This is a genomic window from Tenacibaculum sp. TC6, from assembly GCF_050606265.1.
Classification (GTDB): domain Bacteria; phylum Bacteroidota; class Bacteroidia; order Flavobacteriales; family Flavobacteriaceae; genus Polaribacter.
The window spans coordinates 18541-39942 of the sequence record NZ_JBOCUK010000023.1; the positions used below are offsets into that span (position 1 = coordinate 18541).

Below are 21402 nucleotides of genomic sequence, written 5' to 3' on the forward strand. Positions count from 1 at the left end.
CTTACTTAAAGTAAGGAATATTCTTTAAAAGATAAAATTATACGTATGAGTAAGCTAGTACAACCTTTAAATTTTAAAAAGTGGATTGATGAAAATCGTCATTTACTAAAACCACCTGTAGGAAATAAACAAGTGTGGAAAGATGGAGAATACATCGTGATGGTTGTAGGTGGTCCAAATAACAGAAAAGATTATCATTATAATGAAACACCGGAATTTTTCTATCAATTAGAAGGAGATATGGTATTAAAAATCATTGATGATAAAGGTGAAATGATAGATGTTGAAATTAATGAAGGAGATATTTATTTATTACCGGGTAAAGTACCACATTCACCACAACGTAAAGCAAATACAGTAGGTTTGGTTATCGAATATCCACGTAATGAAGGTATGATGGATGCTTTAGAATGGTATTGTGAAAATTGCGGTAACCAATTGTATAGAGAAGAATTTGCATTAGATAATATTGAAACAGATATGCCAATTATTTTTGATAAGTTTTATTCTGATAAAGAGAAATGTACTTGTAATAATTGTGGTACTGTAATGGAAGCTCCTAATAAAATAAAGTAATTTATTGTTCCTGAGAAAGTCGGAATTCAATCAAAATATAATCGTCATTACGAGGAAGAATGACGAAGTAATCTCAAACTTAAAAAACTGATTGCCACGGCTAATGCCATGCAATGAAAAACAAAATGACACAACGCAAACTTAGAATTAACGGACACTCGCACTTACTACCCTATCCGGAAGAAATTCCGCAGTTTATGAAAGACAAAGGAATTTTTTGGGTTGATAAAGACCGAAAATTCATGTTACAAAAAGATTGGAGCAGACCGGTAACACATTCCAGTTTCTTTTTAGATGAAAAATTGGCATGGATGGAACATTATAAAATAGACCATGCTGTGGTATTAAACCTATCTCAATTGTACGGAAACGGGTTGCGTTTAGAAGAAATGAAACAAGCATTGCGTTTTCAAAACGATTTTAATGCTAAAATACAACAAGAACACCCATCAAAGTTTACATGTGGTTTTGTGGTACATCCCGGATTTGTTAGAGGAGCATGCTGGGAAATTGAGCGATGTGTAGAAGAACTGGGAATGCGTTTGCTATGTTTACCTACCCATTATATGGATACAATAGGTACTTGGCGCTGTATTTTTGATGAAGAAAATGAGCCTATTTTTGAATTGGCAAATAAATATAATTTAGCGGTTGAAGTTCATCCCTATGATGGCGAAAAATTTATCAAGCTAGAAAATACCTCATGGCGTTTTCATTTGATATGGATGTTGGCTCAATGTGCAGATGCATATCACTTTTTAACGCTTAATGGATACTATGAAAAATATCCGAATATGAGAGTCTGTTTTGCTCATGGAGGACAATTAGCGCAAATGAATTTAGGCCGCCGTATTCAAGGATTTGATGGACGACCGGATTTGTTTGAAGGAAAAAAACATCCGAGAAAAGCAGTTGGACACAAAAATATTTTCTTTGATACTTTGGTGCACGACACAGGATCACTAGAACTTTTAATTAAAAATCAAACATCTAAACAAGTATTAATAGGGTTAGACGACCCTTACCCGTTAGGAGAAATGGAAAGCGATAAACAGTCATCATATCCGGGAAAAATCTTAGACTTGGCAATTAAAAGAGAAATTATTACAGAAGAAGAACGAGATGAAATGTGGCAAGATAATGTGTTACAATGGCTATTTGGAGATGATGAAGCAGCAAAAAAAGAATTAATAAATAAAATAATATCGTAAACAAACAATAATTTACGTATAAAATATAAGGGTGTTGGTAGTTTTAAAACGATCAACACCCTTTTTAGTTTACCTTTATAAACGTTCTGTTATATGATGAAAAAAGAGTATGACAAACAAAAAATAAGAGATAATCATTATTTTTAGCAAACAAAAAAACAAATAAGTAATAGATGTCAGAAGTAACACAATTTCATAACTTATCACATATTTTTATTTCATTGATAGGCGCCCTGTTATTATTGGCAATTTATTATAACATTCGAAAGCGATTTCAACAAGTATTAGAAGAAGGTAACACCATAAAAAGAGTAGATAGAGGACTTTTATATTTCAGTTGTGGAATGCTGGTTTGGGTTGTTTCAGGAACTTGGGCATTATTAGCAAATTACTATACTTTTGAGCAAACCCTAACCTATCAAATAGGAGTAAATATACTTTCCACCATAAATAATTTATTTTGGTTGTTAGCTTTATACTATGTGTATGACGCACCTCAATTTATTTATAGAAATGAGAAAAATGTTAAAATCATTACCATAACCATAATAGCAGTAGCCTCTATAACCATATTACTTTCATTTACCATAAAACATAAAGTATACTACGGTATAAAACTAATAGGAATCCCGGACTTTCTGTTAACTACATTTTTATGTTATTTAATGGGACTTTCTTTTTACAGAACGTTCATGCATAGAGGTCTAAAATTAGTAGCTTTGATAGCCGTATTAGCAGTATTTTTACTATTTATTTCACAACTATCAGATGTTTTTATTGAATTAAATAATAACTTCTTAAATCAACTTATCAGAATAGTAACCAAAACATCTTTAGTAGCAGTATTTTTAGTATTAGCAACTAGTTGGGTAATTCAATTAGCACATACACCAAAGCCTAATGAAATGAAAATAAAATTTTTAGATTGGTCGTTAATAGAACTTACCATACCTTCTAAAGGAATCATAGCAGAAAAAATTGATTTTGGATCTAAAACAACACAATACAAAAATTTATTAAACTTTGGCTATCGAAGAAAATATTTTGAAGCCGCAATGCAATGCATAGAAGTACGTTACGGAGGAGAAATTAAAAGCCAAACCTATGTAACCCGTATTATCGATAATATCAATGCTATTTTACAAGTTTCAGAAGAAAATAAATTAGAACGTAAAGACCTGATTACTTTTGTAGGAGATAGTAAATACCGACTCCGAATTTTACCCGAAAACATCATAATTGATAATGCTTTGTTAGAAGAGTTTAAAAGAAATAATGTTTAACCTTTATTTATATTTTAACAGTATCGTTTATAAAATTCCTGCTGTCAATCTAAAAACAAGTGTTGGTGTTTATAAAACTCCCGTTGGCAACTTCAAAATAATCGATGGCATTTATAAAATTCACGTTGACAATTTCAAAATTACTAAAGGCATCTATAAAACTATCATTGGTAATTTCAAAACAATCAATGTCGTTTATAAAACTCCTGCTGTCAATATAAAAACAAGTATTGGTGTTTATAAAACTCCAGTTGGCAATTTAAAAACAATCAATGGCATTTATAAAACTACCGTTGGCAACTTCAAAATACTAGCAACCAACAGCTAATAACTAAAAACTAATAACTAACTGGCTACCAGAGTAACAAAAACTCACAAGACCTTATTTTTTGTAACAAATAACTACAACTATTTTCCAAAAAAATAATAAAAAATAGATTCGCTGTAAACTATTATAAATGAAAAATTACACAGCAACAAATGATGTTTTAGGACATCCCAGAGGACTTTTATACTTGTTTTTTGCAGAATTATGGGAACGATTCTCTTTTTATGGAATGAGAGCGCTCTTGGTACTGTACATGACCAAACATTTATTATTTTCAGATGAAATGGCATTTGGAGTATATGCCGCTTACATGTCGTTAGTATATGTCACACCAATGATAGGAGGAATGCTGGCCGATAAAATTTTAGGATTTAGAAAAGCAATTATTTTAGGAGGAATCTTAATGGCGCTGGGGCATTTCTTTCTAACCTTTGAACAACCTGTATTTTTCTATGGCTCTTTAGCGCTAATTATTATTGGAAATGGTTTTTTTAAACCCAACATATCGTCATTTGTAGGAAAACTATATCATGAAGGAGATTCCCGAAGAGATTCAGGATTTACCATCTTTTATATGGGAATAAATATAGGAGGTGCCGTTGCCCCTTTATTATGCGCATGGTTAGCTGAGTTGTACGGATGGCATTACGGATTTGTATTGGCAGGAATAGGAATGCTATTAGGGTTAATGGTGTTTAAAGGAGGTTTAAATAAACAAGTATTTGATGAGCATGGATTAGTACCGGATGCAACTGTTTATAATCAAAAAAAACTAGGAATACGTCAAGGGCATTTAGTAACAATAGCAGCCTTTTTATCAATTCCGGTTTTTGCCCTAATTGTAAAATACCATCAATTTGAACATTATTTAGTTTGGGTAGTATCCCTATTTCTATTAATCTATCTTGTATATATACTTAAAAAAGTATCTCTAAGTGAACGAAAAAAGTTAATGGTAGCAGTTTATTTTACAGCCCTGTACACATTGTTTTCAGCAATTTTTGAACAAGCAGGAAGCTCATTAACACTGTTTGCAGATAGAAATGTGAATCTTATAGGGATGAATGCTGCACAAACCAATAGTATTAATTCCGGATTTATAATTTTACTGGCAATCCCGTTTTCAATGCTATGGACGTATCTGAACAAAATACAAAAGAGTCCTAATTCAGTAATTAAATTTGGATTAGGCCTAGTGTTTTTAGGATTAGGATTCGTAGTCTTCGGAATGTCAGCCTATCAAGTAGATGAATTTGCTAAAACACCAATGACTTATTTAATTGTTGGATATTTAGTATTAACCATTGGAGAATTGTTTTTATCCCCAATAGGGTTGTCAAAAATAACAGAATTATCACCCGTAAAGTATATAGCCTTTATTATGGGGGTATGGTTTTCAGCAAACTTTTACGGACACTTTTTTGCCGGAAAAATAGCAAAGCTAACTACGGTTTCAGAAGGGAATTTAGGTGTTTTTTCAGAAGGAATATTCGGAAAAATAACAACTTTGATAACAGGTTTATCCGGTGAAACTGTGCTAGGAAAAGAAACTGTTTTCCATCAATTATATTCCTATGTATCTGTATATGCAGGTTTTGGTGTTTTAACAATACTAATAGGTTTATTGGTTATTGTAGGAGCAAAACCGGTAAAAAAGATGATGGCAAAAGTGCATTAATATTTTATGGATACTTATCGTGGTTGCAAAAGATAAAAGTAATTACTCTATCCTTTAATATTTACACTAAAAACAACACAGCCTTAGAAATTTTCTAAGGCTGTGTTGTTTTTTTATATAAAATCTAATTACTTAAAAACGGAAGTAATTTGAATAGCTACATCATCCCAAGTTTTTGAAACACCATCAGCACCTTTGTGTAAATCTTTACAAGCTAAGTTTAACGAATCTAAAGCTTTTTCAGCTTGCCAATCACTAATTTTCATGCTGGCATTCATAGTAAAGGTTTTTCCGTCAAGAGAATAGTTAAAAGGTAGCTTTTTAGTAACACCATTCATGGTAAGATCAGTATATCCAATAGAATCATTTTCAAGAACTAATTTACCGGATAATAACTCAGTTGAGTCCATTACCCCAAAAAAGAACTTTTTAATTTTAAAATCTCTACTGGTATCAGAAGTAAAAATACTACTTACAGGAACAGAAAACGCAGCGTTGTTAATGGCATCTTTGGCAGTTTCACCTTCACCACCTGCAGTAATGGTTACTTTTTGAAATTGACCCTTTACAGGAACTTTATCCGTAGTTTTAAAAGCAGTCCAGTTAATTTGGTTATCTGCGTTTTGTAAAGAAAATGCAGCTTGCTTTTTTTCAACAGTTATTTCTTCTTGTTCGGTTTCTTTTTTAGCTTCTTTTTTACAAGAAGTCATTTGTAATGCTAATAAGCAAACAGTTAATGAAAAGGCTAGTTTTTTCATGAGTATTAATTTATTAAATCTAATTTATTGTTAATTCTAAATTGTAAAAAGAAATTTGTTAAAACACCTATAAAGGTACAGAGCATAAAGTAAAAAACAAATTTTATTTAAAGGTTTTAGCTTATAATTGATTGTACAAGTTTTATATACTCTCTTTTAGCCTCATCCGAATCCATACCCCTTAATTGAATCCATGCATTAATTTTAAAAGCACTTCTCAATTCAGAAATATTAGCATTTAATAAAGGTTGATCATCTCCTTTAACAGCTTGCTTATAATAGGCATAAAGTCTAAGCATAACATCCGGAGGCAGTTTTTTTTTCATATTAGAAGCTATTTCAAAAGCTTCTTGAAATTTTGCATCTAAATCATCATCTACCATAAAAACAAATAATAAGTATTTGTTACATTAAAAAATGTACATACAAATATACAAAAGGTGTAAGAAAATATAAACTATCAAGCCTGTCAAGTAAACCACCATGACCGGGCATAATGGTACCACTATCTTTTACATTAGCCTGACGTTTAAATTTTGATTCAATTAAATCGCCCCAGGTTCCAAAAACAGAAACAATTACAGCTATAATCATCCAGTTAAGTATTGAAAAAACAGATGAATAATAGCCAATTAAAAAACCAACAATTAATGAAAAAATAAAACCTCCAATAAAACCTTCAATCGTTTTTTTAGGAGATACTCTTTCAAATAATTTGGTTTTACCAAAGTTTTTTCCAACTAAAAAAGCAAAACTATCATTAGTCCATATAAGTATAATAATGTAAATAATTACATATGGATGATAATTATTGTTGATTAGAGGTAAGGTCATTAAAAATAAAAAAGGTAAAATAATATACCTTATACATAAATCTAGTTTATCTATAAAAGCAGAAGGATAGGTAGTGCTTTTTTGATATAAATTATAAATCAATCTTAAAGAACAAAGAAGCGTTATAGCCAACAAAAAAAGTAAACTTTTTTCAGAAATTAATACTTTACCATAATAAATAGCTAAAGGCAAAAGTATAAACGGAATACTATTTTTAAAGTTAATTATTTTAGTAAATTCCCATAAACAGATAGCCGCAAATAAAGCAATTAATATAGTGTATGACTCTACAGAATATAAAATTGCCGTAATAAAAATAATAGCATAAATGAGTGCAGAAATACTTCTTGTAATTAAGTTTTGCATGTTTTAAAGATCTTCAAAAAGAAGTAAGTATAAATTTTTTGAATTACTATGACCGTAATTCAAGAAATCATCATTATTCCTTTGTATTGTATAATTAGTTACAGAACTTATGTTAGTAGGTATGTTACCACTAAAATGGGTTTTAATACCTGTCAAACCTTCACTAGTGTTTTTTACTAACTGACTGGTAGTGGCATAAACAATAAAACAATCAGGAAGTTCAGCTATTTTATGACTTCCTAACTGGTTGGAAGAAAATAAAATGTCTCCTTTGTTAGCTATGAGATGCTCACAAGTTGTAAAAAAAGGAACTGTTTTTTTAGGAGAGTTTAAAGTATGAATAGGTATTTGCTGTGTAATTTTCAACAAATCAAAATCAGTACAAGTTATTTGAGCCCAATTATTTTCTTTTAAAATATTTTCTAAATTAATAATTACCTCGTTAATACTTGTAGAGTATAAAAACTTCCCGCCCTTGTTAATGAAGTTATGTACAAATAAATCATCTAAAGATAAATTAACCGGGTGATGGTTAATTTCCTCTTTAGATGATTCTGTATATGATTTAAATAACTTTTTTAAAAAATTCATTAAAACAAAAAACTTATTCTTCTGTTATTGGATTTTGAGTTTCTTTTGTTTCGTCTTTTTCAAAAGGTCTTTTTCCAAAAATCTTAACTAAGTCATCCTTAAATATAACCTCTTTTTCAAGAAGTCGTTCCGCTAATAACGTTAGTTTATCTTTATTGTTTTCTAAAAGCTCAATAGCTCTTATATATTGCCCTTCAATTATTTTTGAAATTTCGTCATCAATTAATTTAGCAGTAGCATCACTGTAAGGTTTAACAAAAGCATCATTCCCTGAAGAATCATAATATGTAATATTACCTACCTTGTCATTTAAACCATAAACAGTAACCATTGCTCTGGCTTGTCTAGTTACTTTTTCTAAATCGCTTAAAGCTCCGGTAGAAATTTTATCAAACATTAATTTTTCAGCAGCTCTACCCCCCATGGTAGCACACATTTCATCAAGCATTTGTTCTGTTTGAACAATTTTTCTTTCTTCAGGTAAATACCAAGCAGCTCCTAAAGATTGCCCTCTTGGAACAATAGTAACTTTAACTAACGGGGCAGCATGTTCAAGCATCCAACTTACGGTAGCATGTCCGGCCTCATGAAAAGCAATCACTTTCTTTTCTTTAGGAGTAATTACTTTATTTTTCTTTTCTAAACCACCTACAATTCTGTCAACAGCATCTAAGAAATCTTGATGATGAATAGCGTCTTTATTTTGTCTGGCAGCAATTAAAGCAGCTTCATTACACATGTTAGCAATATCTGCTCCTGAGAAACCAGGAGTTTGTTGTGCTAAAAACTCAATATTAACATCGGTAGCTAACTTTAATGTCTTTGTATGTACTTCAAATATTTCTTTGCGCTCATTTAAGTCTGGTAAATCAACATAAATCTGTCTGTCAAAACGACCGGCTCTCATTAAAGCCTTGTCTAAAATATCTGCACGGTTGGTTGCAGCAAGAACAATTACATTTGTATCTGTACCAAAACCATCCATTTCTGTTAACAACTGGTTTAATGTGTTTTCGCGCTCATCATTACCACCAGTCATACTATTTTTACCTCTGGCTCTACCAATGGCATCAATTTCATCAATAAAAATAATTGAAGGTGATTTTTGTTGCGCTTGTTTAAATAAATCTCGTACACGAGAAGCACCAACTCCTACAAACATTTCAACAAAATCAGAACCAGATAAAGAGAAAAACGGAACTCCTGCTTCACCGGCAACGGCTTTAGCTAACAATGTTTTACCGGTTCCCGGAGGACCAACAAGTAAAGCTCCTTTTGGTATTTTACCTCCTAGTTTGGTATATTTTTCAGGGCTTTTTAAGAAGTCAACAATTTCTTGTACCTCTTCTTTAGCACCTTCTAATCCGGCAACATTTTTAAAGGTAGTTTTAACCTTAGTATCTTTATCAAAAAGAGTCGCTTTAGATTTTCCAATATTGAAGATTTGTCCCCCACCACCGGCTCCGCCACCTGCACCTGACATTCTTCTCATAAAGAATAACCAAATAACAATAAGTAAAATAAAAGGTAAAAAGCTAATAACGCTATCTAAAAAGCTGGTACGCTCTCTATTTTTTACATCAAAGTTAAGACTGTATTTGTCTTTTGCTTGTTGTAAATCTTTTTCAAAATTTTGTAAATCACCAAAATTATAAGTGTATAAAGGAGCTCCTTTTCTGTAAAAAGGTGAATTCACATGCTTTTTGTGATTTTCTTTTTGAGCAGCCTCATCTTTAATATAGATTTCAGCAAATGACTTATTAATAATTAAAATTCTGGCAATATCATTATCATCTAGAATTTTAGTGAATTCATTTTTAGAAATATCACTAGAGCTCATGCTACCAGAGTTAAAATAGCTCAGCGCAAAAAATAATATCACAATTGGAATATAAATCCAAAAGGAATTAAAGCTAAACTTAGGCGTGTTTTTTTTCTTATCACTCATAAATTTTGTTTCAATAAGTTTAATTAAGCAGGGTTTATTTGAGTTATTTTAGCATCACCCCAAAGGCTTTCAATGTCGTAAAACTCTCGTACATGTTTTTGAAAAATATGAACAACAACATTCACGTAATCCATTAATACCCATTCTGCATTTCCTTGCCCTTCAACGTGCCAAGGTTTGTCTTTTAATTCCTTACTAACGGCCTTTTGTATTGAACCTGAAATAGCGTTAACTTGTGTATTTGAGTTACCTGAGCAAATTACAAAATAATCGCATACGGTATTGTCAATTTCTCTTAAATCAAGTAGTTGGATGTTTTCTCCTTTTACATCATCAATTCCTCTTATAATCACAGCTAATAAATTATCTGTACTGGCTTGTTTTTTTGTCATTAAAAAAAATTAAGTTTTAGCAAAGTTATTATTTTTTTGCGAGTAAATTGTGTATAATTGACACTAGTTTTACTTGTAAAATGTTTATGAAAATAATCAAACTTGATGCCATTGATTCAACGAACTCTTTTTTGAAAAAAATGGCAGAAAACACATTAGTAGAAAACTATACAGTTGTAGTAGCAAAGCATCAAACTTCAGGAAGAGGGCAAATGGAAACTGAATGGGTTTCTGAACCTGGCAAAAACCTGACTTTTAGTGTGTTTTTTAAGGTGGGAGGTTTGTTAATAATGAACCAGAAATATTTGAATTTTGCTGTAGCATTAAGTGTTTTTGACGTACTAAATGAATTAGAAATTCCTAAGCTAACGATTAAATGGCCTAACGACATTATGGCAGGAGGAATGAAAATATGTGGAATCTTAATTGAAAATACATTAAAAGGAGCTGAAATACAATCATCTGTTGTGGGAATAGGATTGAATGTTAATGAAAGCTTTTCTGAACAAAAAGAATTTACGGCTACTTCTTTAAAAGAGGTAAAACAAAAAGACTTTGATTTAGATGAACTGCTGTTCTGTTTGGTAGACAAACTCAAAAGTAACATTGAACAGTTGCGTTTACAAAAGCATACAATATTGGAAGAAAGGTATTTAAATGTATTGCATAAAAAAAACGTTCCAAGAATGTTTAAAACAGATCAGAACGTTTTGTTTATGGGTAAAATTATTGGAGTATCTAAAGAAGGTAAACTCCAAATAGAATTAAGTGATGAAACCGTACAAGAATTTGGAATAAAAGAGGTTTCATTTGTTTAATCTTATAATTTTGAAATATTTTCAGTTAATGTTTCAATAAACTTCGTTAAAGGCTTTTTTACCATCATAGCCATCATAGGATTAAAATCACCGTTAAACTTTAAAGTAACTTCACATTCATTTTCAGAAATTTCTTTAATGTCTGATGCTAAAGTAAAAGGAAGCTTACTACTGGCTGCACCTAGTGTTACGTTTGAATATTCAGTTTGATCTTTCATTACCAGTCTAATTTCCGGCATTCCTTTTAATCCGAAAATAAAGCTTTCACCATCAACTTCAAATTTTTCGGTATTTTCCGGCATTAACTGTTCGTAGTTTTCAAGCTTGGTAAAAAAATCAAATACTTCTTTAGGTGATTTTTTTACAACTACTGTATTTCCCTCAATGTTCATTAATTTATTTTTTTATGGGTTTTTCGTTTTGTCTCCATTCACTTGGAGCTAATCTCCAATCTTCTAGAGTACGTAATTCTTCACTAGTAATATATTTGCTGTCTAAAGCTTGTTCAAGCAAAAACTCATAATTACTTAATGTTGTTAACTCTACATTATGGTCAGCAAAATTCTTAGAAGCAATTTCAAAACCGTATGAAAAAATAGCAACCATACCTTTTACAGTTGCATTAGCAGCTTTTAATGCTTTTACTGCTTCTAAACTACTTTTTCCGGTACTTATTAAATCTTCAATAACAACTACATTCTGACCACTTTCTAAATGCCCTTCTATTTGATTTTGTCTTCCATGCTTTTTTGGCTCAGGTCTAACATAAACAAAAGGCACTCCCAATTCTTGAGCTACAAGAATTCCAATGGCTATAGCACCGGTGGCAACTCCGGCAATAGCATCTGGTTTTCCATGCTTTTCTTCTACTATTTTCGCTATTTTCTCCTTAATAAAATTTCTTACAGAAGGAAACGATAAAGTAATTCTGTTATCACAATAAATAGGTGATTTCCAGCCGGAAGCCCAAGTAAAAGGCTCCTGCGGACTTAATTTTATAGCTTTTATCTGTAAAAGGAGTTCAGCAGTTTTTTTTGCCGTATCTTTGTTAAAATCCATGTCGCAAATGTATAAAGTTTTTGTTAATGATAAACCAATAATCTTAACAACTTCGATAAAAAAAGAAGAAGATTTTCCGGTTTATCTATTTAAAAATATTGTATTTGAAGAGCTAATTTATAAGTTAAAGACTGATGTTTTATCAGGAGTTTACCTGTTTTCTACAAATATTGAAGAAGATTGGAGCGAAATTAAGAAAATTTACAGATTAATTGTTGCAGGCGGAGGGTTAGTTTTAAATGAAAAAGAAGAAGTATTGTTTATATATAGAGGTGATAAATGGGATTTACCAAAAGGAAGAATTGAAAAAGGAGAAAAAATAGAAGAAGCAGCTGTTAGAGAAGTAGAAGAAGAATGTGGAATAGAAAATGTTACCATAGAAAGGTTTTTAATAAATACGTATCATCTTTTTATACAAGATGGAGAAAAACGCTTGAAAGAAACCTATTGGTATCTTATGCGTTCTAATTATAAAGGAAAGTTAAAACCACAGGAAGAAGAAGGAATCACCGATGTGTGTTTTAAAAATGAAAATGAAATAGAAGAAGCACTTCAAAATACCTATGCTAATATTAAATTGGTATATGAAAACTACTTTGAAAAAAAAAAATAATGACATGTTGTCATTTTAATTCCCCTGTTTTTTACTAGATTCTGCCAAAACGAAGCTTAAATGTTGTTGGCATACAGTTTGACTAATTTAAAACGTAAAATTGAATTAAAAATTTAAACTGTAAATAAAATTATGAGTAAAATTATTGGTATAGATTTAGGTACTACTAACTCATGTGTGTCTGTAATGGAAGGAAATGAACCAGTAGTAATTCCTAACTCAGAAGGAAAAAGAACTACCCCGTCTGTTGTTGCATTTGTTGAAGGAGGAGAGCGTAAAGTTGGTGATCCTGCAAAACGTCAGGCAGTAACAAACCCAACTAAAACAGTTTATTCTATTAAACGTTTTATGGGGAATAAATATTCTGAATCTCAAAAAGAAGCAGATAGAGTACCTTATGAAGTGGTAAAAGGAGATAATGATACACCACGTGTTAAAATAGATGATCGTTTGTATACACCACAAGAAATTTCTGCAATGGTGTTACAAAAAATGAAAAAAACAGCTGAAGATTATTTAGGACAAAATGTTACTGAAGCTGTAATTACAGTACCGGCTTATTTTAATGACGCACAACGTCAGGCTACTAAAGAAGCAGGAGAAATTGCAGGATTAAAAGTTCGTCGTATTATTAATGAACCAACTGCAGCAGCATTAGCTTATGGTTTAGATAAATCTAATGACGATAAGAAAATTGTAGTATTTGACTTTGGTGGAGGTACACATGACGTTTCTATCTTAGAATTAGGAGACGGAGTTTTTGAAGTGTTAGCTACAGATGGAGATACACACTTAGGAGGTGATGATGTTGATGAAAAAATTATTAATTGGTTAGCTGAAGAGTTTAACGCTGAAGAAAGTATGGATTTACGTAAAGATCCAATGGCGTTACAACGTTTAAAAGAAGCTGCTGAAAAGGCTAAGATTGAATTATCTAGTACAACATCTACAGAAATTAACTTACCTTATATTACAGCGACGGCTTCAGGACCTAAGCACTTAGTAAGAACATTAACCAGAGCTAAATTTGAACAACTAATTGATGATTTAGTTAAGAGAACAATAGAGCCATGTAGAACAGCTTTAAAAAATGCAGATTTATCTACGTCTGATATTGATGAAATTATTTTAGTTGGTGGATCAACTCGTATTCCAGCAATTCAGGAAGCTGTTGAGAAGTTCTTTGGAAAAGCGCCAAGTAAAGGAGTAAACCCGGATGAAGTTGTGTCATTAGGAGCAGCTATTCAAGGGGGGGTACTAACGGGAGATGTTAAAGACGTATTACTATTAGACGTTACACCTTTATCTTTAGGTATTGAAACTATGGGGAATGTGTTTACTAAATTAATTGATGCAAATACAACCATTCCAACTAAAAAATCACAAGTATTCTCTACAGCAGTAGATAATCAACCTTCAGTTGATATTCACGTATTACAAGGAGAGAGAGCTATGGCAGCGGATAACAAAACAATTGGACGTTTCCAATTAACTGATATTCCACCGGCACCAAGAGGAGTTCCTCAAATTGAAGTAACTTTTGATATTGATGCAAACGGAATTATCAATGTTTCTGCAGCAGATAAAGCAACAGGTAAGGTTCAAAATATTAGAATTGAAGCTTCTTCTGGATTAACAGATGAAGAAATTCAAAAAATGAAAGCAGATGCTGAGGCGAATGCTGAAGCTGATAAAAATGCAAAAGAAACAGCTGAGAAAATTAACGGAGCAGACTCTATGATTTTCCAAACTGAAAAGCAGTTAAAAGAATTTGGAGATAAATTATCGGCAGATAAAAAACAACCTATCGAAGCTGCTTTAGAAGAGTTAAAGAAAGCTCATGAATCTAAAGATCTTGCACAAATTGATGCAGCAATGGAGAAGATTAATGAAGCATGGAAAGTTGCTTCTGAAGAAATGTATGCAGCTCAACAACAAGCTGGAAATGCAGGAGAAGGAGCGCAACAAGCACAATCAGAATCAAGCTCACAAGGAGATAATGTTGAAGATGTAGATTTTGAGGAAGTAAAATAAGTAAGTTTATATAGTGATAAAAAAACACCTAATTTTTAGGTGTTTTTTTGTTTTTAAAATCCAATAAAACCAGATTGATTATTTGTACGAGTTAAGTTTAAACTTATTTATAATTCTAAAAAAAACAATGATAATCAACGTTATTACAGTAAATAATAATTGTTAAACTATTAAATGGTTTACAGGTTTTTAATGATGTAGCTTATATTTAATAAAAAAACTGTCCATAAGACAGCTTTTTTTATTATGAATATTTTTGAGTTATTGTTTATCTTTCAAAACCATTTTTAGCTCATCAAAATTAACACCATCTAAATCAACCTTAGCATTCTTCATCATGCTCATTATTTTTGATGGATTCATATTCTTACCTAAAATACGCGCAATTCCTACTCCAAAATCTTTTCCGTAACCTAGAGCAATAATTTCATCAATAGCATCAGCTTCACCGGAATAATAAACAGTAGCAGTAACCCCATCATTTTTAAAATTCATTAATTTTTTATAAGACGACTTATTTAAAAGTTCTTTTAACTTATTTTTTTCAGCCTCATAAGTAGCTTCATCTGAATTTTTATAAGGAAGTCCTGTAATGTTAATTTTTCTAATGCTTTCATAAGCAGTTTTATCCTCTTCGTCAGATTGGTTGGCGTTTAGTTGAAGAACACTAGCAGGAATATCAATAGTAATAAATCCTTTTTTCTCTTGGCTTTCTACCAAATATGTTTGTAAAGAGTCTTTTTTACAAGAAACAGATAAAAGAGATAAAAGCAATAACGAGAATATATATAGTTTTTTCATGATAGTCATTTTTATAATTAGATAAAAAAGTTGGGTTTTACACCCAACTTTCAATGTGTTAGATATGGCTTATTTTTCTTTGTCTTTATCAGAATATTTTTCTGCTATTTTAGAAAGCTTGTTTACATCTATTTCACCGGTTAATGAAATAATTACAGAATTTAATTTGTTATTTGAGTCTGTATTTTTTACAAACATTAAAACTTCACTAACTAAATCTTTATTCTTTGTAGCTTTAACATAAATTTTAACTCTAGAGTCTTTATCTTTTACTCTCATTAATTGAGTTAAATTAGAAGTTTTAATAGCAGAGTTTACCATTTCATCCATTTTTGAAGCTACCTGAGCATCTTCAGATGAAAATATTTTTAATTCATTTAACCCTTTTGCTATGTTAAAAACTTCCATGTCATCAGATTTTGCATCCGGAAACTTTTCAAGTAAAACAAACATATCTTTGGTTACTACTACAGATGATACTTCATCTAAATCTTCAAGCTTGTCAAAAATTGACTGTCCAAATGTTACGCTTGATGTTACAATAAAAGCTAATATAAATACTAATTTTTTCATGATCTTTTTAATTTAAATTACTTGGTTTTAATTAATAGTTTACGGTTTTAAGTGCTTTGTTTACGGTTTCTTCATAGGTATTTAGCTGTCCTATTGCATCTTTTCCTTTATTAATGTTGTTTGAAACAGCATAAATTGCTTCGTTTCCTTTGTTAAGATTGACGGATACCATTTGCAATGCTTTTTTTACCTGAGCAAATTGTTCTGCTAATTGTTCCTCTCTAAGATGCTTTTCGTATTCTAAAATACCTATATAAGTACTAAACAATAAGACTACTGACGCTGCTACCGATAACCATTTCCAGTTCTTTTTTCTTTTAATTTCAGGTTTTAACTGAATGGTTTTAGTAAAGGTTTCATCTTTGCTTTGTTTAAAATAACTAAACATTAAACGGTACTCTTCTAAATGTGGAGCTACATTATCTGAACAAAAATAATTTTGTAATAATTGCTCTTCTTGCAAAGTTGTTTCTGCGTTTAGATATTTTTCTACTAAATTCTCTATGTTAGCTAACTCCATAGTTGTGTTGTTTTATTAGTTCTTCTCTTATGGTTTTTCTAGCTCTTGAAAGTGCTACTCTAACTGCTGTCGGTTTCATATCAACCATTTTACAAATTTCATCAAAATCATACTGCTCAATATCTCTTAGTTGAATGATAATTTTTTGCTGTTCCGGTAACTTTTCAATGAGCTTATGTACTTGGTTTAGTGTATCATTATTTTCTACCTTTTTTTCTAAGGATGTATCTTTTTCTTTGTAGTTGCTATGAACTAACGTTAAATTACTGGCCTGTTTAGATTTTAATCGATCAAAACAGTAATTTTTAGTCATGGTCATTGCAAAAGCTTCTACATTTTTATACTCAGATAACTTTCCTTTGTTTTTCCACAATTTTAAATACAACTCTTGTGTAGCATCTTCAGCTTCTTCTGTAGAAACTAAAAGTCTTTTTGCTAAACGAAAGACTTTGTCTTTAAAGGGTAAAACAACTTTTAAAAAGTCTGACTGTTTCATTGTTTGGTTGATTGAATTAGGTAAACTATAAATATATTTTTTATCTTGTTTACATCTCTACGACGATACATAATAAAGTTTGTTACATCATTAGTTAAAAAAAATAATAATATTATTTAAATTGCGTTGTATTATAATTAAAATCCTTGAGAATGAAAGTGTCTAAAGTTTATCTGTTTTTTATAGGTCTTCTTTTTTTTATCTCCTGCAGTAAAAAAGATGAAGTACCGGGGAATGTTCAAGTACAAAGTTTTGTGTGGAAAGGATTAAATGCCTATTATTTATGGCAAGGAGAAATTTCTGATTTATCAGATAGGCGCTTTACTTCTGATCAACAGTTGTATAGTTATTTATCCGGTTTTGAAGATCCTAATACGTTATTTGAAAGTTTATTATATCAAAGAAATGTTGTAGATAAATGGTCTTGGATTGTTGATGATTATATTGCCCTAGAGCAAGCTTTTCAGGGTACAACATTAACTACAGGTATGGAATTCGGTTTGGTACGATATAAAACGCAAACAGCTAATGTTTTTGGTTATGTTCGTTATGTAGTACCGGGAACAGACGCAGAAACACAAGGGGTTACCCGAGGAATGATTTTTAATCAGGTAAATGGGGTACAGTTAACAGATCAAAACTATAGAAGCTTATTATTTTCAGATGCAAATTCCTATACTATTGGGTTAGCAGATTATAATAACGGAGATCCGATTGCTAACTCAACAACGATTACATTAACTAAAAGCAGTTATACAGAAAATCCTGTATACATAGCTAAAACGCTTGATGTAAACGGTCAAAAAATAGGATACTTAATGTATAATAGCTTTACAGCTAATTTTGATGCACAATTAAATCAGGCATTTGCTCAATTTAAGGCAGATAACGTTACTAATTTAATTATTGATTTGCGTTATAATGGTGGTGGTTCAGTAAGAACAGCTACTCGTTTAGGAAGTATGGTTACCGGACAGTTTAATGGAGAAGTATTTGCAAAGCAATTATGGAATAATAAATATATGAGCATCGTAAATCCGGAATCATTGATAGACAGATTTCCTGATGTGATTGACAATAATGTATCTATAAATAGTTTAAATCTAACAAGTGTTTATTTTATTACAACTAACAATTCGGCTTCGGCTTCAGAATTAGTAATTAATAGTTTATTACCTTATATAGATGTTAAAACTGTTGGAACAACAACGCATGGAAAATACGTAGGATCTATTACGTTATACGATTCTCCAACGTTCTATTCAAAAAAAGATATCAATCCTAATCATAACTGGGCTATGCAACCAATCGTTCTTGAAATTGTGAATAAAGACAATCAAAATCAAAAGAACGGAATTGATCCAAATGTTGAAATCAGAGAGAATTATGGTGATTTAGGTATTTTAGGAGATGTTAATGAACCTCTATTGAAAAGAACCATTGAATATATAACAACAGGTAGCAGAGGAGGAGTTACGGTGCTTCCTTTTACTTCTGAAGTTATTGATAATTCAAAATCAGGAAGCCCTACATACAATAATATGTATGTAACTATTAAAAGAGATTAAGAACATAATAAATAATAAAAGAGCAGAGAAATTTCTCTGCTCTTTTATTATAATAAGGTCATTTGTTGATTGGTATTATCTTGATTCGGAATTTTTAAGTTTATATTTAATTCATGGTTGAGCTTTTTAATAAAATAGCTGGCAAGTAAAGGCGATTCTACTTCTAGGTTTTGATGAATAAAGAAATGAATGTTTTGTAGCCCTAAAGTATTCCATTCTTTTAATCGAGTAATCCAATCATCCAAGCGGGTGTAATCTGAAGTATGGTTGGCCCCCACATAACGAATAAAGGCTTCGTTAGAAGTTAAACACATGTGTACCATATCTCTTCTTCCTGCTGTATCAACAAGTACATTGGCAATATTATACTCTCTTAAAAGTTCGGTATATTCTTCAAATATAACGGCATCAGAAAACCAATCGGGATGACGAACTTCTATAGCTAACGGAATTTCAGTAGGCCAGCTTTTAGCAAAGTTTTCAATTTTATCAAAGTTTTTAGGACTAAAATTTGAATGTAATTGTAAAAAAAAAGTTCCTAATTTTTCTTCTAAATGAACAGCACAATCTAAATAATAATTTACAACTTCTTGTACACCTTCAAGTCGCTTCCAATGACTAATTTCTTGTGTGAGTTTAGGAAAGAATTTAAAATTATCCGGTGTTTTAGCTTTCCATTTCTCAAATTGTTCGGCAGGAAATTGACGATAAAAAGTAGCATTTAATTCTATTGAATTAAATTGCTTAGCATAATATTCAAGCTCATCTTTTATACCTCTCGGGTAAAAACCTTTTAAATCCGTTTTATTCCATTTAGCACACCCTACATACACATTAGGAGTGCCGGCTTTTTTGTATGGTTTTAAAACATCAATAGTTTTTTGATGTGTTTTTGGAAGTGTAAAATCAACTAATTCCGGATGCTCAACTTTTCCAAATTTCATTTACTTATCAATTAGTTCGGTTCTAAAATCGTTCATTGTTTCATCGTCTTTAAGTTTTGCATATTGCAACCCTTGTTCCCACCATCGGGTCATTTGCTTTTTATCAAAAATTAATGAGTTCGTTGTTAACACAGTAGGTGTATAGTATAAATTCAATTTAACATCATTATGTTTGGCTGATAACTTTCCAATAGTAATATTGTGTTTTTCAACATGTTCAAGCATAAAATCAAAAACATTAAGCATAAGTGAAAAAGGGTTTCTGGCAGGCATTCTGTTTATTTGCGTAACTTCGGTTTCTAAAATAATAGCATCTATTTCTTTAGCTCCTCTTAAAATAGCTTCTCTAATAGGAATTAAACAACCAAAACCCCCATCAGCATATTGGCAAAAATCTTTTTCAAGTAAGCTCATAAACGGAACATAATTGCAAGAACCCCAAATCCAATCACAAAAATCGTCGTATTCACACTCTAAAATAGATTTGTATTCTATTTTGTTGGCTGTTAAATTTGAAATAGTAACAACAACTTCTTTATTTTCCTTTCTTATTTCATGATACATCTCTTCAGTTATATTTTGCTGTATAAGACGTAATAGATTTTTACTTTCGCCAAAGGTTTTACTGCCATTAAAAAAGTTGAGTAAGGTATTTCTGTGTCTAATTGAAATAACCTTTTCTCCATGAACCGTTTTTATTTTAAAAGGACTGTTACTAAAAATTGAGTATTGATTAACATTGGTGTACAATTCTTTTAATTCCTGAACTTTACCCAAGGCAAGATGAGAAACCATTAAGCTGCCTGTAGAAGTGCCTAAAAGTAAATCATACTTTTTTTGTTTTTTGTTGAGTAAGTACTCGGCAACACCTCCGGCAAAAGCCCCTTTACTACCTCCTCCAGAAATAACCAATGCTTTTTTCATTGAATTTATCTATTTTAGTTGTGTAAAAATATCAAAAAATGAAACGTTTTCTAGCTCTTTTTTTTATTGCAATGTTATCAATTTCATGCAAAAAGGAATATCAACCAAGAACAATTGCAGATATTCACATAGACACCTATGCAAAGGATAGTTCCAGTATCCGAGCCATTAAAGCTATTTCTAAAGACTCTATGGTTTATGCCGATTCTAATGGAAATATAAGTAAAACAAAGGATGGAGGTAAAACTTGGGAAACCTGGAAAATTGTGTATAACGACTCTATAACTCCTCATTTTAGAAGTATAGCTGTTGTTAACGATACGGTTTTTGCATTGTCTGTAGCCAATCCTGCATTACTTTATAAAGTGTATAATAATACAACAAGGTTGGTGTACAAAGAAGAAGACCCGAAAGTGTTTTATGATGCCATGCACTTTTTTCCTGATGGAAAAAGTGCCATAGCAGTTGGAGATCCAACAGAAGATTGTCCGTCAATAATAGTTACATCTGATGGAGGAAATACTTGGTGTAAGGTAGCCTGTAAAGAACTTCCTCGTTTTGAGGAAGGAGAGGCGTTTTTTGCTGCTAGTAATACGAATATTAAAGTGTTAGAAGATACCGTATGGATTGTTTCAGGAGGAAAAAAAGCAAGAGTGTTAAAATCGCTTGATAAAGGAAAAACATGGGAAGTGTACGATACACCAATTGTTCAAGGAAACGGACCTCAGGGTATTTATTCGATTGATTTTTATGATGAATTAAACGGAATTGTCATCGGAGGTGATTATTCAAACCCTGAAGCAAATAAAGCGAATAAAGCAATTACTAAAGATGGAGGTAAAACATGGACTATTGTTGCTGATAACCAAGAACCTGGATATAAAAGCTGTGTGCAATATATTCCCGGTACAGAAGGAAAAGAAGTTATTGCTGTAGGAAAAACAGGAATTTCATTTTCTAACGACGGAGGAGTGCACTGGAAAAAGATAAGTGATGAGTCTTTTTACACAATTCAGTTTGTTGACAAGTATATGGCATGGTTGGCCGGACATGAAAAAGTGGGGAAACTTATCTTAAATTAATCTTA

Annotated in this window: 24 protein-coding genes; 10 read left to right on the forward strand and 14 right to left on the reverse strand. The window is 31.3% G+C overall.

Features of this window, described 5'->3' with window-relative positions; translation table 11 throughout:
- The first annotated feature begins 45 nt into the window (after positions 1–45).
- From ACQY1Q_RS12325 to ACQY1Q_RS12345, 5 genes are all read left to right on the forward strand, one after another.
- The gene (locus ACQY1Q_RS12325; protein ID WP_431005623.1) at positions 46–576 is read left to right on the forward strand and encodes a 3-hydroxyanthranilate 3,4-dioxygenase; all 531 of its coding nucleotides are present in this window, start codon (positions 46–48) and stop codon (positions 574–576) included.
- Between the two features lie 125 nt (positions 577–701).
- Positions 702–1787, forward strand: coding sequence for an amidohydrolase family protein (locus ACQY1Q_RS12330; RefSeq protein ID WP_431005657.1), 1086 nt, complete (start codon positions 702–704; stop codon positions 1785–1787).
- A 173-nt stretch (positions 1788–1960) separates the two neighbouring features.
- Entirely contained in the window at positions 1961–3070 is a 1110-nt protein-coding gene (locus ACQY1Q_RS12335; protein WP_431005624.1) for a hypothetical protein, read from the forward strand.
- Complete coding sequence (locus tag ACQY1Q_RS12340; RefSeq protein ID WP_431005625.1) at positions 3063–3398, forward strand: hypothetical protein; 336 nt, start codon at positions 3063–3065, stop codon at positions 3396–3398. The genes ACQY1Q_RS12335 and ACQY1Q_RS12340 overlap by 8 nt, the downstream gene beginning before the upstream one ends.
- A 130-nt stretch (positions 3399–3528) precedes the next feature.
- Positions 3529–5076 carry a peptide MFS transporter gene (locus tag ACQY1Q_RS12345; RefSeq protein ID WP_431005626.1) on the forward strand — a complete coding sequence of 516 codons (1548 nt, stop codon included), beginning with the start codon at positions 3529–3531 and terminating at the stop codon, positions 5074–5076.
- 128 nt (positions 5077–5204) lie between these two features.
- On the opposite strand, the gene ACQY1Q_RS12350 is transcribed toward ACQY1Q_RS12345, so the two are convergent.
- The 6 genes from ACQY1Q_RS12350 to rsfS all read right to left on the reverse strand — a co-directional run bounded on the left by ACQY1Q_RS12350 (position 5205) and on the right by rsfS (position 9965).
- Positions 5205–5834, reverse strand: coding sequence for a YceI family protein (locus ACQY1Q_RS12350; RefSeq protein ID WP_431005627.1), 630 nt, complete (start codon positions 5832–5834; stop codon positions 5205–5207).
- A 116-nt stretch (positions 5835–5950) separates the two neighbouring features.
- Positions 5951–6217 carry an acyl-CoA-binding protein gene (locus tag ACQY1Q_RS12355; RefSeq protein WP_431005628.1) on the reverse strand — a complete coding sequence of 89 codons (267 nt, stop codon included), beginning with the start codon at positions 6215–6217 and terminating at the stop codon, positions 5951–5953.
- A 22-nt stretch (positions 6218–6239) separates the two neighbouring features.
- Positions 6240–7034 (reverse strand): phosphatidate cytidylyltransferase, encoded by a 795-nt coding sequence (locus ACQY1Q_RS12360; protein WP_431005629.1) that lies wholly within the window; start codon positions 7032–7034, stop codon positions 6240–6242.
- 3 nt (positions 7035–7037) lie between these two features.
- Positions 7038–7625, reverse strand: coding sequence for a hypothetical protein (locus tag ACQY1Q_RS12365; RefSeq protein ID WP_431005630.1), 588 nt, complete (start codon positions 7623–7625; stop codon positions 7038–7040).
- Between the two features lie 13 nt (positions 7626–7638).
- Positions 7639–9573, reverse strand: coding sequence for an ATP-dependent zinc metalloprotease FtsH (gene ftsH, locus ACQY1Q_RS12370; protein WP_431005631.1), 1935 nt, complete (start codon positions 9571–9573; stop codon positions 7639–7641).
- Positions 9574–9596: 23 nt separating this feature from the next.
- Positions 9597–9965 carry a ribosome silencing factor gene (rsfS, locus tag ACQY1Q_RS12375; protein ID WP_431005632.1) on the reverse strand — a complete coding sequence of 123 codons (369 nt, stop codon included), beginning with the start codon at positions 9963–9965 and terminating at the stop codon, positions 9597–9599.
- 86 nt (positions 9966–10051) lie between these two features.
- On the opposite strand from rsfS, the gene ACQY1Q_RS12380 reads away from it, so the two are divergent.
- Positions 10052–10783, forward strand: a complete 732-nt coding sequence (locus ACQY1Q_RS12380; protein ID WP_431005633.1) for a biotin--[acetyl-CoA-carboxylase] ligase — start codon at positions 10052–10054, stop codon at positions 10781–10783.
- 2 nt (positions 10784–10785) lie between these two features.
- Here the strand turns inward: ACQY1Q_RS12380 and ACQY1Q_RS12385 are convergent, their stop codons facing one another.
- Positions 10786–11175, reverse strand: a complete 390-nt coding sequence (locus tag ACQY1Q_RS12385; RefSeq protein ID WP_431005634.1) for an SRPBCC family protein — start codon at positions 11173–11175, stop codon at positions 10786–10788.
- 4 nt (positions 11176–11179) lie between these two features.
- Entirely contained in the window at positions 11180–11842 is a 663-nt protein-coding gene (pyrE, locus tag ACQY1Q_RS12390; RefSeq protein ID WP_431005635.1) for an orotate phosphoribosyltransferase, read from the reverse strand.
- 7 nt (positions 11843–11849) lie between these two features.
- On the opposite strand from pyrE, the gene ACQY1Q_RS12395 reads away from it, so the two are divergent.
- Both ACQY1Q_RS12395 and dnaK read left to right on the forward strand, forming a co-directional pair.
- On the forward strand, positions 11850–12455 hold the full coding sequence (locus ACQY1Q_RS12395) for an NUDIX hydrolase (RefSeq protein WP_431005636.1): 606 nt from the start codon (positions 11850–11852) through the stop codon (positions 12453–12455).
- Between the two features lie 132 nt (positions 12456–12587).
- The gene (gene dnaK, locus ACQY1Q_RS12400; protein WP_431005637.1) at positions 12588–14489 is read left to right on the forward strand and encodes a molecular chaperone DnaK; all 1902 of its coding nucleotides are present in this window, start codon (positions 12588–12590) and stop codon (positions 14487–14489) included.
- A 261-nt stretch (positions 14490–14750) separates the two neighbouring features.
- Here the strand turns inward: dnaK and ACQY1Q_RS12405 are convergent, their stop codons facing one another.
- From ACQY1Q_RS12405 to ACQY1Q_RS12420, 4 genes are all read right to left on the reverse strand, one after another.
- Positions 14751–15290, reverse strand: a complete 540-nt coding sequence (locus ACQY1Q_RS12405; RefSeq protein ID WP_431005638.1) for a DUF4252 domain-containing protein — start codon at positions 15288–15290, stop codon at positions 14751–14753.
- Between the two features lie 69 nt (positions 15291–15359).
- Positions 15360–15863 (reverse strand): DUF4252 domain-containing protein, encoded by a 504-nt coding sequence (locus tag ACQY1Q_RS12410; protein WP_431005639.1) that lies wholly within the window; start codon positions 15861–15863, stop codon positions 15360–15362.
- A gap of 31 nt (positions 15864–15894) precedes the next feature.
- Complete coding sequence (locus tag ACQY1Q_RS12415) at positions 15895–16383, reverse strand: hypothetical protein (RefSeq protein ID WP_431005640.1); 489 nt, start codon at positions 16381–16383, stop codon at positions 15895–15897.
- The gene (locus ACQY1Q_RS12420; RefSeq protein WP_431005641.1) at positions 16370–16879 is read right to left on the reverse strand and encodes an RNA polymerase sigma factor; all 510 of its coding nucleotides are present in this window, start codon (positions 16877–16879) and stop codon (positions 16370–16372) included. Before ACQY1Q_RS12420 ends, ACQY1Q_RS12415 begins: the two co-directional genes overlap by 14 nt.
- 152 nt (positions 16880–17031) lie before the next feature.
- Here ACQY1Q_RS12420 and ACQY1Q_RS12425 point away from each other — a divergent pair, with 152 nt between their 5' ends.
- Positions 17032–18447, forward strand: a complete 1416-nt coding sequence (locus ACQY1Q_RS12425; protein ID WP_431005642.1) for a S41 family peptidase — start codon at positions 17032–17034, stop codon at positions 18445–18447.
- A 47-nt stretch (positions 18448–18494) separates the two neighbouring features.
- Here ACQY1Q_RS12425 and ACQY1Q_RS12430 read toward each other — a convergent pair whose 3' ends face one another.
- Positions 18495–19391 carry a DUF72 domain-containing protein gene (locus tag ACQY1Q_RS12430; protein ID WP_431005643.1) on the reverse strand — a complete coding sequence of 299 codons (897 nt, stop codon included), beginning with the start codon at positions 19389–19391 and terminating at the stop codon, positions 18495–18497.
- Positions 19392–20315 carry a patatin-like phospholipase family protein gene (locus tag ACQY1Q_RS12435; protein WP_431005644.1) on the reverse strand — a complete coding sequence of 308 codons (924 nt, stop codon included), beginning with the start codon at positions 20313–20315 and terminating at the stop codon, positions 19392–19394.
- A gap of 38 nt (positions 20316–20353) precedes the next feature.
- Between ACQY1Q_RS12435 and ACQY1Q_RS12440 the strand changes: the two genes are divergently transcribed.
- A complete protein-coding gene (locus tag ACQY1Q_RS12440; protein WP_431005645.1) occupies positions 20354–21397 on the forward strand; it encodes a WD40/YVTN/BNR-like repeat-containing protein in 1044 nt (347 codons plus the stop codon).
- The last annotated feature ends 5 nt before the right edge of the window (positions 21398–21402 follow it).

Coding starts and splice junctions, on each gene's coding strand:
- pyrE (WP_431005635.1), bottom strand. CDS start 11,842: ATGGATTTTAACAAAGATACGGCAAAAAAAACTGCTGAACTCCTTTTA.
- ACQY1Q_RS12385 (WP_431005634.1), bottom strand. CDS start 11,175: ATGAACATTGAGGGAAATACAGTAGTTGTAAAAAAATCACCTAAAGAA.
- ACQY1Q_RS12360 (WP_431005629.1), bottom strand. CDS start 7,034: ATGCAAAACTTAATTACAAGAAGTATTTCTGCACTCATTTATGCTATT.
- ACQY1Q_RS12380 (WP_431005633.1), top strand. CDS start 10,052: ATGAAAATAATCAAACTTGATGCCATTGATTCAACGAACTCTTTTTTG.
- ACQY1Q_RS12405 (WP_431005638.1), bottom strand. CDS start 15,290: ATGAAAAAACTATATATATTCTCGTTATTGCTTTTATCTCTTTTATCT.
- ACQY1Q_RS12350 (WP_431005627.1), bottom strand. CDS start 5,834: ATGAAAAAACTAGCCTTTTCATTAACTGTTTGCTTATTAGCATTACAA.
- ACQY1Q_RS12410 (WP_431005639.1), bottom strand. CDS start 15,863: ATGAAAAAATTAGTATTTATATTAGCTTTTATTGTAACATCAAGCGTA.
- dnaK (WP_431005637.1), top strand. CDS start 12,588: ATGAGTAAAATTATTGGTATAGATTTAGGTACTACTAACTCATGTGTG.
- rsfS (WP_431005632.1), bottom strand. CDS start 9,965: ATGACAAAAAAACAAGCCAGTACAGATAATTTATTAGCTGTGATTATA.
- ACQY1Q_RS12440 (WP_431005645.1), top strand. CDS start 20,354: ATGAAACGTTTTCTAGCTCTTTTTTTTATTGCAATGTTATCAATTTCA.
- ACQY1Q_RS12355 (WP_431005628.1), bottom strand. CDS start 6,217: ATGGTAGATGATGATTTAGATGCAAAATTTCAAGAAGCTTTTGAAATA.
- ACQY1Q_RS12345 (WP_431005626.1), top strand. CDS start 3,529: ATGAAAAATTACACAGCAACAAATGATGTTTTAGGACATCCCAGAGGA.
- ACQY1Q_RS12330 (WP_431005657.1), top strand. CDS start 702: ATGACACAACGCAAACTTAGAATTAACGGACACTCGCACTTACTACCC.
- ACQY1Q_RS12335 (WP_431005624.1), top strand. CDS start 1,961: ATGTCAGAAGTAACACAATTTCATAACTTATCACATATTTTTATTTCA.
- ACQY1Q_RS12415 (WP_431005640.1), bottom strand. CDS start 16,383: ATGGAGTTAGCTAACATAGAGAATTTAGTAGAAAAATATCTAAACGCA.
- ACQY1Q_RS12435 (WP_431005644.1), bottom strand. CDS start 20,315: ATGAAAAAAGCATTGGTTATTTCTGGAGGAGGTAGTAAAGGGGCTTTT.
- ACQY1Q_RS12420 (WP_431005641.1), bottom strand. CDS start 16,879: ATGAAACAGTCAGACTTTTTAAAAGTTGTTTTACCCTTTAAAGACAAA.
- ACQY1Q_RS12430 (WP_431005643.1), bottom strand. CDS start 19,391: ATGAAATTTGGAAAAGTTGAGCATCCGGAATTAGTTGATTTTACACTT.
- ACQY1Q_RS12325 (WP_431005623.1), top strand. CDS start 46: ATGAGTAAGCTAGTACAACCTTTAAATTTTAAAAAGTGGATTGATGAA.
- ACQY1Q_RS12425 (WP_431005642.1), top strand. CDS start 17,032: ATGAAAGTGTCTAAAGTTTATCTGTTTTTTATAGGTCTTCTTTTTTTT.
- ACQY1Q_RS12365 (WP_431005630.1), bottom strand. CDS start 7,625: ATGAATTTTTTAAAAAAGTTATTTAAATCATATACAGAATCATCTAAA.
- ftsH (WP_431005631.1), bottom strand. CDS start 9,573: ATGAGTGATAAGAAAAAAAACACGCCTAAGTTTAGCTTTAATTCCTTT.
- ACQY1Q_RS12395 (WP_431005636.1), top strand. CDS start 11,850: ATGTATAAAGTTTTTGTTAATGATAAACCAATAATCTTAACAACTTCG.
- ACQY1Q_RS12340 (WP_431005625.1), top strand. CDS start 3,063: ATGTTTAACCTTTATTTATATTTTAACAGTATCGTTTATAAAATTCCT.